Annotated in this window: 13 protein-coding genes and 2 pseudogenes; 12 read left to right on the top strand and 3 right to left on the bottom strand. The window is 69.2% G+C overall.

The annotated features are described in order from the left end of the window. Nucleotides 1–15: 15 nt before the first annotated feature. Nucleotides 16–1,815 (top strand): annotated as a pseudogene (locus ACWD4J_RS13370) (RICIN domain-containing protein); the annotation flags it as partial. 583 nt (nucleotides 1,816–2,398) lie between these two features. Further along, nucleotides 2,399–3,055: a TOPRIM nucleotidyl transferase/hydrolase domain-containing protein gene (locus ACWD4J_RS13365; RefSeq protein WP_451395454.1), complete on the top strand. Its 657-nt coding sequence runs from the start codon at nucleotides 2,399–2,401 to the stop codon at nucleotides 3,053–3,055. Here the strand turns inward: ACWD4J_RS13365 and ACWD4J_RS13360 are convergent. After that, entirely contained in the window at nucleotides 3,042–3,509 is a 468-nt protein-coding gene (locus ACWD4J_RS13360) for a pyridoxamine 5'-phosphate oxidase family protein (protein ID WP_451395453.1), read from the bottom strand. The two genes, ACWD4J_RS13365 and ACWD4J_RS13360, sit on opposite strands and share 14 nt — an antisense overlap. A gap of 457 nt (nucleotides 3,510–3,966) precedes the next feature. Here ACWD4J_RS13360 and ACWD4J_RS13355 point away from each other — a divergent pair, with 457 nt between their 5' ends. Further along, nucleotides 3,967–4,650 carry a response regulator gene (locus ACWD4J_RS13355; RefSeq protein WP_451395452.1) on the top strand — a complete coding sequence of 228 codons (684 nt, stop codon included), beginning with the start codon at nucleotides 3,967–3,969 and terminating at the stop codon, nucleotides 4,648–4,650. A 15-nt stretch (nucleotides 4,651–4,665) separates the two neighbouring features. Here ACWD4J_RS13355 and ACWD4J_RS13350 read toward each other — a convergent pair whose 3' ends face one another. Next, nucleotides 4,666–5,121, bottom strand: a complete 456-nt coding sequence (locus ACWD4J_RS13350; protein WP_451395451.1) for a Crp/Fnr family transcriptional regulator — start codon at nucleotides 5,119–5,121, stop codon at nucleotides 4,666–4,668. 310 nt (nucleotides 5,122–5,431) lie between these two features. On the opposite strand from ACWD4J_RS13350, the gene ACWD4J_RS13345 reads away from it, so the two are divergent. The 5 genes and pseudogenes from ACWD4J_RS13345 (at nucleotide 5,432) to ACWD4J_RS13325 (ending at nucleotide 9,232) form a co-directional block, all read left to right on the top strand. Then, nucleotides 5,432–6,055: a hypothetical protein gene (locus tag ACWD4J_RS13345; RefSeq protein WP_451395450.1), complete on the top strand. Its 624-nt coding sequence runs from the start codon at nucleotides 5,432–5,434 to the stop codon at nucleotides 6,053–6,055. A gap of 157 nt (nucleotides 6,056–6,212) precedes the next feature. Then, entirely contained in the window at nucleotides 6,213–7,118 is a 906-nt protein-coding gene (locus ACWD4J_RS13340; RefSeq protein ID WP_451395449.1) for a universal stress protein, read from the top strand. Between the two features lie 39 nt (nucleotides 7,119–7,157). Then, a complete protein-coding gene (locus tag ACWD4J_RS13335) occupies nucleotides 7,158–8,180 on the top strand; it encodes a zinc-dependent alcohol dehydrogenase (protein ID WP_451395448.1) in 1,023 nt (340 codons plus the stop codon). Nucleotides 8,181–8,353: 173 nt separating this feature from the next. After that, nucleotides 8,354–8,680: pseudogene (locus ACWD4J_RS13330) on the top strand (phosphoketolase family protein); the annotation flags it as partial. Beyond that, nucleotides 8,681–9,232 carry a DUF1003 domain-containing protein gene (locus tag ACWD4J_RS13325; protein ID WP_451395530.1) on the top strand — a complete coding sequence of 184 codons (552 nt, stop codon included), beginning with the start codon at nucleotides 8,681–8,683 and terminating at the stop codon, nucleotides 9,230–9,232. 28 nt (nucleotides 9,233–9,260) lie between these two features. Here the strand turns inward: ACWD4J_RS13325 and ACWD4J_RS13320 are convergent, their stop codons facing one another. Continuing rightward, nucleotides 9,261–10,955, bottom strand: a complete 1,695-nt coding sequence (locus tag ACWD4J_RS13320; RefSeq protein ID WP_451395447.1) for a sensor histidine kinase — start codon at nucleotides 10,953–10,955, stop codon at nucleotides 9,261–9,263. A gap of 135 nt (nucleotides 10,956–11,090) precedes the next feature. On the opposite strand from ACWD4J_RS13320, the gene ACWD4J_RS13315 reads away from it, so the two are divergent. The 4 genes from ACWD4J_RS13315 (at nucleotide 11,091) to ACWD4J_RS13300 (ending at nucleotide 14,569) form a co-directional block, all read left to right on the top strand. Further along, entirely contained in the window at nucleotides 11,091–11,285 is a 195-nt protein-coding gene (locus tag ACWD4J_RS13315; RefSeq protein WP_451395446.1) for a hypothetical protein, read from the top strand. Between the two features lie 769 nt (nucleotides 11,286–12,054). Then, nucleotides 12,055–12,951 (top strand): TauD/TfdA dioxygenase family protein, encoded by an 897-nt coding sequence (locus ACWD4J_RS13310; protein ID WP_451395445.1) that lies wholly within the window; start codon nucleotides 12,055–12,057, stop codon nucleotides 12,949–12,951. Beyond that, complete coding sequence (locus ACWD4J_RS13305) at nucleotides 12,948–13,841, top strand: ABC transporter permease (RefSeq protein WP_451395444.1); 894 nt, start codon at nucleotides 12,948–12,950, stop codon at nucleotides 13,839–13,841. Before ACWD4J_RS13310 ends, ACWD4J_RS13305 begins: the two co-directional genes overlap by 4 nt. Further along, nucleotides 13,838–14,569 carry an ABC transporter ATP-binding protein gene (locus ACWD4J_RS13300; RefSeq protein WP_451395443.1) on the top strand — a complete coding sequence of 244 codons (732 nt, stop codon included), beginning with the start codon at nucleotides 13,838–13,840 and terminating at the stop codon, nucleotides 14,567–14,569. The genes ACWD4J_RS13305 and ACWD4J_RS13300 overlap by 4 nt, the downstream gene beginning before the upstream one ends. The last annotated feature ends 33 nt before the right edge of the window (nucleotides 14,570–14,602 follow it).

Genomic DNA, 14,602 nt, shown 5'->3' with positions numbered 1-14,602 from the left:
AAAAGAGGAGGGGCTATGCAGAGAAGAACAGTAGGGAAGGCGCTGGGAAGCCTTGTCGCGACATCGGCGATGCTGGCGCTGCCCATGACAAGCGCGCAGGCATACAACCCGGCAGGCGGCATCCTGTACCAGCTCGGAAACGAGCCGTGCCTCAAAGGGCGGGGCAACTGCGCGATCTACCCGAAGTCGGCGCAGCTGCCGAGCGGACGTCTGGTCGCGTCGTTCGAGAAGGCCACCGTCGTGCCGGAGACGGGAAGCGCCGACGGAGAGACACTCCCGCTCTACAAGAGCGACGACTACGGAACGACGTGGCAGCCGCTGTCGGAGGTCAAGGCTCCGGCGTACCTCTCCCGCGATCCCCGCTACGCGAAGTACACGAGCAACTGGACGAACCCGTATCTCTACGTACTCCCGCAGGACGTAGGGACCCTGAAAGCGGGCACCCTGCTCCTCGCGAGCGTCGTGTCGGGCGACGACCACTACTACCGGGAGCACAAGGCCGCCGACCCGAACTGGACGCCGTCCAACGACGGAGACCGCAGCGACATGGCGATCGCCCTGTACTCCAGCACCGACGAAGGTGCGACCTGGAACGTCGTCAACGTCATCGCGACGGGTGGCTGGCAGGGCGGCAGCGCCGGTGCGATCGGCCGGAACATTGCCGACGCGAACACGTACCAGCAGGTGGATCCCCTCTGGGAACCGTATCTGATGGTCTACAAGGGCCAACTCGTCTGCTACTACTCGGACGAGAACGACTACGTCGGCTTCGATCCGGTCACCGGTGAACCGACCGTGGACCCTGCGAACGACACCGCCACGGATTCGCACGGCCAGATCCTCGTCCACAAGACCTGGAACGGCCGCAGCGCCAAGTGGAGCGGCCCCGTCGTCGACGTCGCGGGACTGACCCAGACCGTGGCAGACGGCAAGACGGAGATCGGAGGCGGCCGGCCGGGCATGACGAACGTCGTTCCGACGACGGACGGCAAGTGGCTCCTCACCTACGAGTACTGGGGCGGCGGAACCAACACCCGCTACGCGATCGCCGATGACCCGTTGAAGTTCTACAGCGCCGCCTCGGGCATTCCCGTCACCTCATTGCCGGTCGGCGCCGGTTCCCGTCCTCTCGCGGTGAACGGCAGCCCGGTCGTCATCAGGCTTCCCGACGGGCGCCTCGTCTACAACGCCAGCGGCAGTGGCGACGTCTGGGTCAACGAGAGCGGACGCAGCGACGGCGTGTGGAAGGAATACCAGACGCCCCTGGGGTCCGGCTACAGCCGCAACCTGCAGTACGTCGAGGGCACCGGCCGCATCGCGATACTGCGGAACCAGGGCACCTCGACGCTCGCGTACGCCGAGGTCGATCTCGGCCATACGGACGGCGCCTACTACCAGCTGGTGAATCGCAAGACCGGCCAGGTGATCGGCACCGGGAGCAAGACCAACGACGCGAACATCGGCAACGGAGACGTCCCTGACGTCGTATCGGAGGACACCGGCTCAGCAGCGAACAAGGACACCCAGTACTGGCACGTGGTGACCGAGCCGCAGGGCGGCGTGACGCTTCTCAACAAGTCGGGCGGCCGCGCGGCAGCCATCTGGACGGGGAACGCGACGGTCGGCCAGAAGATCGGCCAGTGGGTCGACAACAGCGCCACGGGCAGCTGGAACGTCATCAAGACCGACGACGGATACTACAAGTTCCAGGCGGCCAAGAACACGAACGTGTACCTGACCGGTGCGTTTCGTGGGGCGGCCCTCACCTTGCAGAACGCCGTGCAGGACGGCTCGCAGGAGTGGCAGCTCGTCCAGCAGGCGCCGACCTCCGCGGATCTGGCGAAGGACAGGCGGTCGGTGAAATTGATCGCGGCGAACCGTGTGGGCGCGCAGGCAACCGTGTCGCTGGACGCTGCGGCGTCGGATCCTGCGGGCACGGCGTTGCACGCGAACACGACGGGCCATGTGTACGTGTTCGCAGCGGACGGAAAGGCCACGGATCTCGGCCCGGTCACCTTCGACCAGGCCCAGAAGGGCAGCGTGACGCTTCCGAGAACGCTCGAGGCCGGGACGAGGTTCAAGCTCGCCGTGGTCTTCGACGACACGCCGCTGATGTGGGACACGGCTGCCGTTGAGGCTACGGCAATCGATCAGCATGAGTCCTGGAAAACACCTGGCGCACGCTGACAGATCCCACTCCACGTGCCCCGCCTCATGAACAGCCCAACGAGCGATCACCACAGCAGACAGCGGTAGTCGGCGAGCGCCGCCTCGTGCTACGGGATCTCACGTTGCACACGCGGTGTTCTTGGTGGGGCTTGGCCAGGCTGTGCCCCGGAAAACGTGCATGCGTACGGGATCTCGGCCGTGCCAGGATGGCGTCGGGAAGTGAGGTCTCGTGGACGAGTTGGGGCGATTCCGCCTGGCGCTGGTCGCGTGGGCGGTCGGCGGAGCGGGGGCGGGTGCGGCCGCCGCGGTGGCGCGGGAGCTGGCCGGCGGCGGTGTGCGGACCATCCTGCTCGTCGAGGGCAGCAGCGATCAGGTCGCGCTCGAAGCGCTGGCCACGCGCTACGGCCGCGACCTCGGTGCGGAGGGCGTCGCGGTGGTACCGCTGGGAGGTGCGACGAACATCGGGCGCTTCCTGGACGTGTGCGGTCCTCCCGGGCTCGGCCTCCCGCTGGCCGGTCTCTGCGACATCGGCGAGGAGCGGCACTTCCGGCGTCATCTGGAGCGGGTCGGGCTCGGGTCCGGCCTCACGCACGCCAGACTGGAGACACTCGGGTTCCACGTGTGCGTCGCCGACCTGGAGGACGAGCTGATCCGCGCTCTCGGGGCGGAGGCCGTGCAGCAGGTGATCGAGGCCCAGGGCGAGATGCGCCCCTTCCGCACCTTCCAGAGCCAGCCGGCACAGCGGGAGCGGCCCGTGGAGCACCAGCTGCGGCGCTTCATGGGCACGCACAGCGGCCGCAAGGCGCTCTACGCGCAGGCGCTGGTCGCACACCTGGACCTCGAGCGCGTCCCCGGGCCGCTGGAGCGCCTCCTCACGCAGGTCTGACACGGCCGTTGTCGGCGGTGAGCCGGACGCCGGTGATCAGGTCGGGCCGGATACGTACCGCGTAGTCCATGGTCTGGTTCACCCAGGGATTGAGCAGTTCCTGATAGCGGGCAAGTTCTTCCGAGTCGGTCACCAGGTGGGCGTAGCCGGTGACCACCACGCTCCAGCCAAGGTGCGTGTCCGGGTCGATGGCGTCGGCCTCGTACGCCACCACGACGCCCTGGCCGTCGGTCTGTCCGGCGTGCGCGGTCAGGGCCGCGCCCTCGTGGGTGCGGATGACGATGTCGCCGTTCTCCAGGACGTGGTTGACCGGGCGGATGGTCGGCAGCGCGTGGCGGGTGAAGACAATCCTTCCGAAGGACACGCTGCCCAGCAGCCGCAGGGCTTCGTCGCTGTCCAGCTCGATGCTCCGGCGCGGCCCGGAAGGGAGGCTCTGGGGAGTGTTGATGGTCATGGCGGGCTTCCGTGCGGTTTCGTTACTCGATGTTCTGTGTTTTCGGCCAACGCGGCGGGGCTGTTACGCGGCCTGTCGCCGTGGTGGCGGCCGGTGTGCCGGTGCGGCGTGTGCGTCGTCCTTTCGAGACGTGGGCGGCCGCCTGTCCGTGGCGCACCCGGTTGGGAGCCACGGACAGGCTCGATCAAGTCATTGGAACGGCACCGGAGCTCTTCACGCCAGGGCCGTTCGGCCCTTGTCCCTGTCCGGCCGACCTGCTTCGTAGGTGTTCCGCCAGCCGAGGTAGTCCTCGTAACCCGGCGGCAGCGGCAGCTCTTGGTCGCGGGACGCTGCGGGGAAAATCAGGGCCGACCGGCCCTGGCCCTTCGGCCCGGATACGAGAAAGATCTCGGCACGTAGGGCCGATTCCCTCCACGGGCGGACATCGGTGCGGAACGCGGAACCAGGGAGCATTTTGATGGCGGACAGCGAGCAGCCCGGCGCCGGCGGCCCGATCCGGGTCTTCCTGCTGGACGACCACGAGGTGGTACGGCGCGGCGTACGCGACCTGTTGGACGACGAGCCGGACATCGATGTGATCGGCGAAGCCGGCACGGTGGAGCAGGCGTTGGTTCGCGTCCCCGCGCTGCGTCCGCACGTGGCGGTGCTCGATGTCCGTCTGCCCGACGGCGACGGTGTGACCGTGTGCCGCGAGCTCCGATCGCGCATGCCCGAGCTGGCCTGCCTCATGCTGACCTCCTTCGACGACGAGGAAGCCCTGCTCGACTCGATCATGGCTGGCGCCTCCGGGTACGTCCTGAAGCAGATCCAGGGCTCGGACCTGGTGTCCGCTGTGCGGACCGTGGCCGGCGGCCAGTCCCTGCTCGATGCCAGTGCCACCACCAAGCTGATGGCCCGGCTTCGCGGTGGCCGGCAGGAGGAGCAGCAGCCGGACGGACTGCACGGCCTGACCGACCGGGAGCGGGAGATCCTGGCTCTGATCGGTGAAGGACTGACCAACCGTCAGATCGGCGAGCGCCTCTACCTGGCCGAGAAGACGGTGAAGAACCACATCTCCCGCCTGCTGGCCAAGCTCGGTGTGGAGCGCCGTATCCAAGCCGCTGTCATCGCCACCCAGGTGCAGGACCGGCAGAGGCCTTGAACGCTGCCCGCCCGCTCACACGGCGCTTCCGGCGCCGTAGGGGGCGTAGAGGTCCAGCAACCGGGTCCTGGTGGAGCGCAGGCGGTGGGCGAGCACCTCGCCGACCCACTGGGTGACGGCCTGGCCGAGAGCCGGGTCGTCCTGGAACATGGCGCGGACGGCCGTGGCGCCGAATTCGTAGGCTCGCACCGGTGTGGCCGCCGTGGCGCCCAGATGCCACACGTGCGGCGCGAACAGCCAGGACACACCGACGAGTTCGTTGTGGCCGAGGGATTCGATGATGGCGTAGCGCTGACCGGGCACGTGCGTGTCGAGCTCGATCGAGCCGGTGCGGATGATCCAGAACCGGTCCGCGCGGGTCCCCTCGCTGAAGAGGCGCGTTCCCTGTGGGAAGGACACCTCCCGGGCTAGTCGCATGAGCCGTTGCCGGTGCTCGGTGGGCAGCGCGCGCAGCATGCTCGTGGTGTTCATGGCCTGCCTCCCGGTCGGGGTGTACGAGCTGGCACCTTCAGCGTGTGGCGGCGCCCGGGACGAGGCGAGGGGCCATCCGGTCCGGAGTAGGGCCACACGGCCCTGAGACCGGTCGCTCCGTGCGTGGAGAGAGCGGCTCGGTGGTTCCGTACGGCGAGTTCTCCGGCCCCAGCGCCAACCGGACCAGCAGACAGGGACGTTCAGCCCCACGGTTGGAGACCTTCGGCCTCCGGCGCGACTCCGCGCATCCGACGAGAGTGAGGGACGTCAAGACAACGATGCCCCAGACATTCCCGAAGGGATCACCACCATGGCCGTGCACGAGCACCCTCACCGGAGCCCGGGCTTCCACCTGCCGGCCCTCCGTCGGCGCCAGACCGCCTCCGAGTCCGCCGTGTCGGCACGTCTCGACACTCACACCGCGCAGGCGTACGCCCTCGCGTCCCTGCGCATCCTGACCGGGTTCGTCTTCCTGTGGGCGTTCCTGGACAAGACCTTCGGCTTCGGTTACGCGACCGCGTCCGGCAAGGGCTGGATCGACGGCGGGTCGCCGACGAAGGGTTTCCTCAGCTCCGTCGCCGCCGGGCCGATGGATTCGACGTTCCACTCCTGGGCCGGTGACGCGTGGGCGGACTGGCTGTTCATGCTGGGGCTGCTCGGCGTAGGCGTTGCCGTCATGGCCGGTGTGGCGCTGCGGCCGGCAGCGGTGGCGGGCACGGCGATGATGGCGCTGATGTGGATCGCAGAGTGGCCGCCGGCCAAGCACCTGTCGGACGGATCGCTGAGCATGTCGACGAATCCGTTCGCCGACTACCACGTGATCTACGCGGTGGCGCTGATCGCCGTAGCAGCCGCGGGTGCGGGCACCACGTGGGGCCTGGGGCGGCTGTGGGCGCGCCTGCCGATCGTCCGCGACCACACCTGGCTGAGCTGACCTCTACGGCGGGACTGACCTTGTCCCGGCTGTCCCGCCGATTGGTGCATGGGCCCATGGTCCCCGCTGGGGGACCAGCGGCCCATGCCCGAAAGAACCCCTGAACACGACGCTGGAATCGGGTCCTCCTCGGGTCCCGATTCAGGAGGTGGAGAACATGCCCCGCACCATCACCGTGGGTCTCGACGGCTCGCCAGAGAGCCGCGCCGCGGCGGAGTGGGCGGCCCGCGAGGCGCAGCTGCGCGGACTGCCGGTCAAGCTCGTCCAGGTCTGGGAACCGGTACCGGAGCCCATGGCCCAGGCCCCGCTCCTGGGCACCGAGACCCAGCAGCACTGGACCGAGAGGATCCCCCGTGAGGCCGCCGAGGGCCTGCGGCTGCGCCACCCCGGCGTCGAGGTGACCACCGAACAGCTCACAGGAAGGCCCGCCGAAGCCCTGGTCAGCGCGGCGAAGGACGCCGAACTGCTCGTCCTCGGCTCGCGCGGCCTGGGCGGAATCGGCGGCTTCCTGGTCGGCTCGGTCGGGCTCGCGGTCGTGGCGCACACCGAGCGGCCCGTCGTTCTGGTCCGCGCCGGCGAGCAGGCCGCGGACGAGCACGAGATGGACCCGGCAGGCATTCCCTCCGCGGCCACACCGTTCCGCCCCGTCCTGCTCGGACTGGACGTCGACGGCCCGGACGCGGCGCCGATCGAGTTCGCCTTCGAGGCCGCCGCGCGCCGCGACGTGCCGCTGCGGGTGGTGCACGGCTGGAACCCGCCGTCGTACTACGCCTACGGCATGGCCATCGATCCCGAGGTCACCAAGATGGTGGCGCAGAGCGACGCCGCCGCCCTGGCCGAGGTGCTGAGCCCCTGGCGGCAGAAGTACCCTGACGTCGAGGTCGTCACGGAGTCGCGCTGCGACAGCCCCTCGCTCTTCCTGATCGACGCCTCCCGCGAGGCGTCCCTGGTCGTCGTCGGCCGGCGCATCCGCCGCTCCTCCGTCGGCACCCACATCGGCTCGGTCACCCATGCCGTCCTGCACCACGCCACCGCCCCCGTCGCCGTCGTCGCACACGACTGACGCACCACCGGCGCATCACCGCAGAGGAGAGAAGAGACCATGAAGGCAGCGGTCGTACAAGCTTTCGGCGAGCCCCTGGTCATCGAGGACCGCTCCGACCCCGAGCCCGGCCCCGGCCAGGTGCGCGTCCGCGTGGAGGCATCCGGGCTGTGCCACACCGACATCCACGCCGCGCACGGCGACTGGCCGGTCAAGCCGAATCCGCCGTTCGTCCCCGGTCACGAGGGCGTCGGCCTCGTCGAGAAGCTCGGCGCGGGCGTCACCCATCTCGGCGTCGGTCAGCGCGTCGCGGTGCCGTGGTTGGGCAGGGCGTGCGGGCGGTGCGAACACTGCCTGTCCGGCTGGGAGACGCTGTGCGAGCAGCAGATCAACACCGGGTACGGCTGCGACGGCGGGCACGCCGAGAAGATGCTGGCCTGGGCCGACTTCGCCCAGCCGGTGCCCGAGGGCGTCAGCGCCTTCGAGGCCGCGCCGCTGACCTGCGCCGGCGTCACCACGTACAAGGCCCTCAAGGTCGCCGACGTCCGGCCCGCCCAACTCGTGGCGATCTCCGGGATCGGCGGCCTCGGTCACCTCGCCCTGCAGTACGCCAAGATCGCCGGGGCAACTGTCGCGGCCATCGACGTAACCGACGACAAGCTCGAACTCGCCGCGGAACTCGGCGCCGACCTCATCATCGACGCCCGCAAGCAGGACGTCGGCAAGGAGCTGAAGAAGCACGGCGGCGCCCACGCGGCGATCGCGCTCGCCGTGAACCCTGCTGCATTCGAGGCGGTCAACTCCGGCCTGCGGCGCGGCGGAAAGCTCGTCATGGTGGCGCTGCCCGCGCACGGCACCATCCAGGTCCCGATCTTCGACACCGTCCTCAACGGCACCTCGGTGATCGGCTCCATTGTGGGCACGCGGCAGGACCTCGCCGAGGTCTTCGAGCTCCACGCCGCCGGCCGTACCAAGGTGATCTACGAGACCCGCCCGCTCGCCTCCGTGAACGAGTCCATCGACGCAGTCCTGCGCGGTGAGATCAAGGCCCGGATCGTCTTCGACCTGGGCGCGGGACGGTGAGAGGTGCACCGGGGCACCGTCGAGGGGCCACGCCCGCCGGGTACTGCCCCACGCCTCGGTCGGCGCTGACCTGCTCGTCGTCGGAGCCAAGTGCCGCGAGGGGCACACCTCGGTCCTTAGCCCGGACGCGTCGTCCACACGGTGAAACGAACCCGGCTCCGATGTAGGTCTGACACCCGCACGGCACGGGCGACTTCGAGTACGACGGTCTCTTCACCACTGACAAACCTGCCATCTTCGCTTATCACGGCTACCCGTGGCTGATCCACCGGCCGGCCTACCGCCGCACTGGGCACCGCAACCTGCACGTGCGCCGCTACCAGGAAATCGGGACCACGACCACGCCGTTCGACATGGTGGTCCGCAACGACCTCGATCGCTACCGCCTCGTGATGGACGTCATCGACCGCGTCCCAGGCCTCTCGGTCCGCGCAGCGGCTGTACGCCAGCACATGGAGGACGCCCGGCAGCGGCACCACGTCTGGATCCGGGAGCACGGCATGGGCAGGGTCACCGGGGCGTGCGGACCACAGAACGAATCGACCACCACCAGAGCGCCCTTCGGGCGCCGTTGGCCCGATCGCTGGACGATTGCCATGGAGAGGTACGCCGAGATGAGCCAGTCCGTGACGGAAGTCCGGCACCACCCGGCTGTGGTCGCACATCACAGCAGGCGTGCCGAAGACATCCAGCTCCGGGTCGCCGACGCCATCACCAAATTCGCCGGTTCGATGACGTTCGTCTACATCCATGCGATCGTCTTCGCGGCCTGGATGCTGTTCTTCGAGTCCAGCCCCTGGCCCACGTTGACCCTGGTGGTGTCACTCGAAGCGATCTTCCTGTCGACGTTCGTCATGATCGGCCAGAACCGGCAGGCGGCCTTTCAACAGATCAAGGCCGATCATGACTTCATCGAGCAGGAGTTGGAGCTCAAGACCAATACCGAGCTGACCCGGGCCATCCACGCGATGACCATGGAACTCCACAGGCGTCTGATCGACGACGGACGCGCACGTGAGGTGAGCGGACCAGCTGAGCGTCAGCCTTCATGAGGCCGGTGGCCGGTCCTGAGCGGGAGCGTCAGGTGGATGAGGAGAGCGGGACGACCCACTCGACGACGGTGCCGCGCGGGTGATGGGAGGACAGGCTGAACGCGCCGCCCATCTCCTCCGCCCGTCGGCGAAGGTTGGCCAGACCACTGCGCCGGGTGACTGCCGGGTCGATCCCGCGGCCGTTGTCGGCCACGCGCAGCTTCAGGGCGGTGTCGGTGACCTCGGCGCTGACGTCGACGGTGGTGGCGGCCGCGTGCCGGGCGGCGTTGGACACGGCCTCGCCGAGCACGGCCAGCAGTTGCTCGGCCTGTTCGGCGGACACGGCCGTGTCCAGCAGCCCGGTCATGCGCAGCGCCGGGGCGAAGCCGAGCGACTCGGTGGCCCGTTCGGTGGCAGCCACCAGCTGGGCGCGCAGCCCGCTGCCGCGACGGGACTGATCGTGCTCGCGCAGCGCGTAGACGGTGGAACGGATGATCTTGATGGTGTCGTCCAGATCGTCCACAACCCGCTGGACCCGCTCGCTCACCTGCGGCCGGTCGGATACCCGGCCCAGCGTGGACTGGAGAGACAGCGCGCCGGCGAACAGCCGCTGGATGACCAGGTCGTGCAGGTCCCGCGCGATCCTGTCGCGGTCGTCGAGCACGACCATGCGCTCGGTGTCCCGCCGGTGCTCGGCGACGTCCAACGCCAACGCGGCCTGGTTGCCGAACCCGGTGACCATGTCGACCACGGCGCCGGTGAAGAGAGAGCCGCCCGGCACGTTCGCCACCTGCAGCACTCCGCGGACGTGCTCCCGAGTGCCGAGCGGTACGAAGAAGGCCGGCCCGAGCTCCACCACAGAGGCGCTGCCGCCCTCGGCGCGCGGGTCGGCGCTCACAGCCTCGCTGGTGATGGTCTCCCCGGACGTGTAGACCTTCGCGGCCAGTGCCGTGGCGGGCAGCACCAGCCCGCGGACCTCCTCGGCCAGCGCGCCCGAGGCGGCCTCGATGACCAGCTCTCCACGGTCACCGACCGGTACCGCCAGGGTGACCAGGTCCGCGCCGGCCATCTCCCGCACGGTGGGGGTGAAGGACTCCACAACCGCGGCGGGCTCCGCACCGGACAGGAGGCTGCGCGTCAGCTCGTTGCTGGCGGCCAGCCACCGCTGCCGGCGGTGTGCGTCGTCGTAGAGCCGGGCATTGTCGATCGCCACACCGGCCGCCGCGGCCAGGGTCCGCAGCACCGCCTCGTCGTCTGTGTCGAACTCCGCCGCGCTCTTCTTGTTGGTCAGGTACAGGTTCCCGAACACCTGGTCGCGCACCCGGATGGGTGCGCCGAGGAAGCTGGTCATCGGCGGGTGCCCTGCCGGGAAGCCCACGGACGCCGAATGCTCTGCGAGGTTCGCCAGGCGGAGCGGCTCCGGGTGACGGATGAGCAGGCCCAGGATGCCTTCGCCGCGCGGGTAGTGTCCGATGCGAGCGATGGCCTCCTCGTCCATGCCGACGGTGACGAACTGCTTGATCGTGCCTTGCTCGCTCAGCACGCCGAGCGCCCCGTACTGGGCGTCGACCAAGGTGACCGCCGACTCCACGATGCGGTGCAGCACCACTTCCAGATCCAGGTCGGAGCCGACCGCCAAGACGGCGTCCAGCAACGTATGGACCCGGTCCCGGGCCGACCGAACCTGCGCCACCTGCTGCTGCAGGTCGTCCAGCAGTGCGTCCAGCCGCAGTTGTGGAGACATCCCGGATGTCTCCAGCCCACGCGAATCCTGCGCGTGCTCGTCCACCACAGCTCCCCTCGCCCTGTCGCCGGCTCACCCCAAGGATGCCCGACGAGCCGAACCCGTTCGACGGCACTTGGCGTTTCGGGCGCCTGGGTGAGCGTCGTATCCACCGCGACCGCCTCGCCCTGCGCCGATCTGCGGGTCGGCGGGTCGGCCCCGCGGTCCCGAGACCCGGCTCTGTACGCGTGGCTCACGCGCGTGCGCCGGCCCGCCGCGACCGTCGAGCCCGGGCCTGAGCGCACCACCGCGCAGCGCAGACCGGACCCCGAGTTCCGCGCGCTTGCCTGAGACCGGGCCCGCTTCGGACAAGCAGGGGCCCGATCCCGGGAAGATCCATGACACGCTCCAAACGGTCAGCGACTCCTCGACGTTGTCCCGCAACGCGGGGACGCGTCCCGAAGAGGCGGAGAAGTTCTCCGTGTCCGCAATGCAAGACCTGTCCGGGAAGTTCTTGACCAACGTGGTGGACGTCTGCTGAACTCCCGTTCCATGAACCCGCGCGTGGACCTGACCCGGCGGCGCCACATCGATCTGGCGCACGTCTCCAGCGCGTTTTGTTGTAGCTGATCCGGCAAGTGGTCCCCGGCAGCAGCCGGTGTGCACCGACGGTGCGCGCCGGGCAGAGGCGGTGCGACACCGCCCGTAATGCGGTGCTGCCCTGCGGGATCGTCGTATCCGCCTCCTGAACTCCTCCCTCTCCGGCCTCTTCCTCGCATCTTTCCTTCCCGGCTGCGGGGAGAAGTGCCTGCGGCGCCGGGGATCGTACGGGCGAGGAGGCTGTTCGAGCAGGCCGACGCGGTCGTTGAAGAACGGGCGGGCCGTCGGCCGGTTTCAGGCCGATGAAGCAGCGTGCCGTCGGGTTCGGCGAGTCAGCACCAGCCGTCCGGTGGCTTGATCTGCCTCGGGTGCTGTCCGCGCAGTCGTCGGCTGCCCCTGCGTCAGGACCGCACCGAGTACCGAATCCCCGGTCTCTCGGCCCGCGAGTCGATCGTTCACTCCCACTCTCCACCCCTCAGCACCCGGTGGTGCGCCCACTTCCCCCGAGAAGGACCTCCCCATGCCTGTGTCCATCCGTAAGCTCACCGGCCGCATCGGCGCGGTCGTCGAGGGCGTCGACCTCACGGCACCGCCCACTCCCACGACGGTCACGACGCTCCGTGACGCCCTCAACGAGCACAAGGCGCTCGTTTTCGATGACGTGCATCTCGACAACGCCGGTCAGGAGCGTGTGGCCGGGTGGTTCGGCGAACTCACCACCGCCCACCCGAACGTGCCGGCCGCCGCCGGCACGACGAACGTGCTCGCCGTCGACAGCGATACGTCCAAGGCCAACGAGTGGCACACGGACGTCACCTTCGTGGTCAACCCGCCGCAGGTCACCACACTGAGGTCCGTCGTGACCACCCCGTACGGCGGCGAGACGCTCATCGCCAACGCGGCCGCGGCCTACCGCGACCTGCCCGAGCCGCTGCGCGCCCTCGCGGACTCGCTGCGCGTCGTGCACACCAACCAGTACGACTACGCCCGCCCTTCTGCCGCGACGGCGCAGCGGCAGGAGTACGACCGGATCTTCGTCTCGACACCCTACGAGGCCGAGCACCCGGTCGTGCGGGTGCATCCGCTGACGGGCGAACGCGGGCTGTTCATCGGCGGGTTCGCCAAGCGGATCGTCGGCCTGTCGAGCAGCGAATCGGCGGATCTGCTGCGCATCCTCCAGTCGTACGTGACGCGTCCGGAGAACATCCTGCGCTGGACCTGGGCGCCCAAACAGCTGCTGATCTTCGACAACAGGATCACCCAGCACTACGCGGTGGACAACTACGACGACCACCCGCGCCGCCTCAACCGGGTGACGGTCGCGGGAGACGTGCCGGTCGGTGTCGACGGCAGGCGCAGCGAGCAACTCGTCGGCGACGCCTCGCACTACACCAGTGTCCTGGCGGTGGCCGCATGACCGAGGTCCGCATTCAGGCGCGGGCCGTCGCCAAGGTCCCGGTCGCCGAGACGACGAGCGCGCGGGAACGCGAGGTGTTCCTGCCGCGCGACGCGCGCCCCCGGACGGCGCTCACTACGCTCCGCGAGCGTCTGAGCTGGCCGCTGGGCATCTACACGACTCCGGTCGTGATCCTCGTCGCCTGGGAGGTACTCGCCCGGGCCGGAGCGGTGTCGAAGACCTACGCTCCGGCGCCGACCTCGATCGTGAAGTCCGCCGCCGACCTGTGGCAACAGGGCGTCCTCGGGCCGGACCTGGCCATCTCGCTGCAGCGGGCCGGCATCGGTCTCGCGATCGGTCTGACGGTGGGCATCGTCACCGGCGTGCTCGGCGGGCTGCTGCGCAGCGGTGAATACCTCTTCAACGGCGTCGTACAGGTGCTCAACACGATCCCCCTCCTTGCGGTGCTGCCGCTGATGATCGTGTGGTTCGGCATCGACGAGCTGACGAAGGTGCTGCTGATCTCCTTCGGAGCCGGCGTCCCGATGTATCTCAACCTGTTCTCCGCGATCCGGGGCGTCGACCAGCGGCTGATCGAGATGGCGCGCACGACGGGCGCCGGCACCTGGCGCCTGGTGACGCGTGTGCTGGTGCCCGGTGCCCTGCCGGGGTTCCTCGTCGGCCTCCGGTTCTCTCTCGCGTACAGCGTCCTGGGCCTCGTCGCAGCCGAAACGGTCAATGCCGACAAGGGACTTGGCTTCCTCATCACTCAGGGGCAGACCTATCTCCAGACCAACCAGGTCTTCGTGGGGCTGGTGATCTACTCGCTCCTCGGTCTGCTCGCCGACCAGTTCGTCCGGGTTCTCGAGCGGGTGCTGCTGCGGTGGCGACCCAGTTATGAGGCGTCATGAGCAGCGCAGTTGCGACGGAGCCCCGTCGGGAGACCGGGGTCGTCGTCGAGCAGGTGGTCCGTCAGTTCGGTGACCGGGTGGTGCTCGACCACCTCGACCTCACCATCGCCGACGAGGAGTTGGTGATCCTGCTCGGCCCCTCGGGGTGCGGCAAGAGCACCCTTCTGCGTCTGCTCGCCGGACTGGACCGGCCCGACGGGGGACGGGTGGAGGTCCCGGCGAAGCGAGCGATCGTCTTCCAGGCCGACCGGCTGCTGCCGTGGCAGCGGGTCCTGCGCAACGTCACGCTCGGCCTGCACGGACCCGACGCGGAACAGCGGGCCCTCGACGTGCTCGCCGAGGTCGGACTCGCGGGCCGTGAGAAGGCGTGGCCCAAGGAGCTCTCCGGTGGCGAGGCCCAGCGGGTGTCGCTCGCGCGGGCACTGGTCTCGGAACCCGAACTCGTGCTCCTCGACGAGCCCTTCGCGGCCCTCGACGCCATCACCCGGCTGCGCATGCACGACCTCGTACGCGCGCTGCGGACCAGGCACCACGCCGCCATGCTGCTGGTCACCCACGACGTCGACGAGGCGATCGCCCTGGCGGACCGCATCGTCGTCATGAACAACGGCCGCATCGGTACCTCGCACGAGGTGCACCTCTCCGCCGCCGACCGCGAAGCGAGCGTCGCACGCGAGGAACTCCGCGCCCGGCTCCTGGAAGACCTGGGCCTCGCGGGCCAGCACTGACCTCCCCGAACACCCTCACCCAGCACAGAAAGC

Source organism: Streptomyces sp. NPDC002577 (assembly GCF_053594815.1).
Note: the sequence above shows the minus strand (reverse complement) of the source record. Positions and strands in the feature narration are given on the sequence as shown.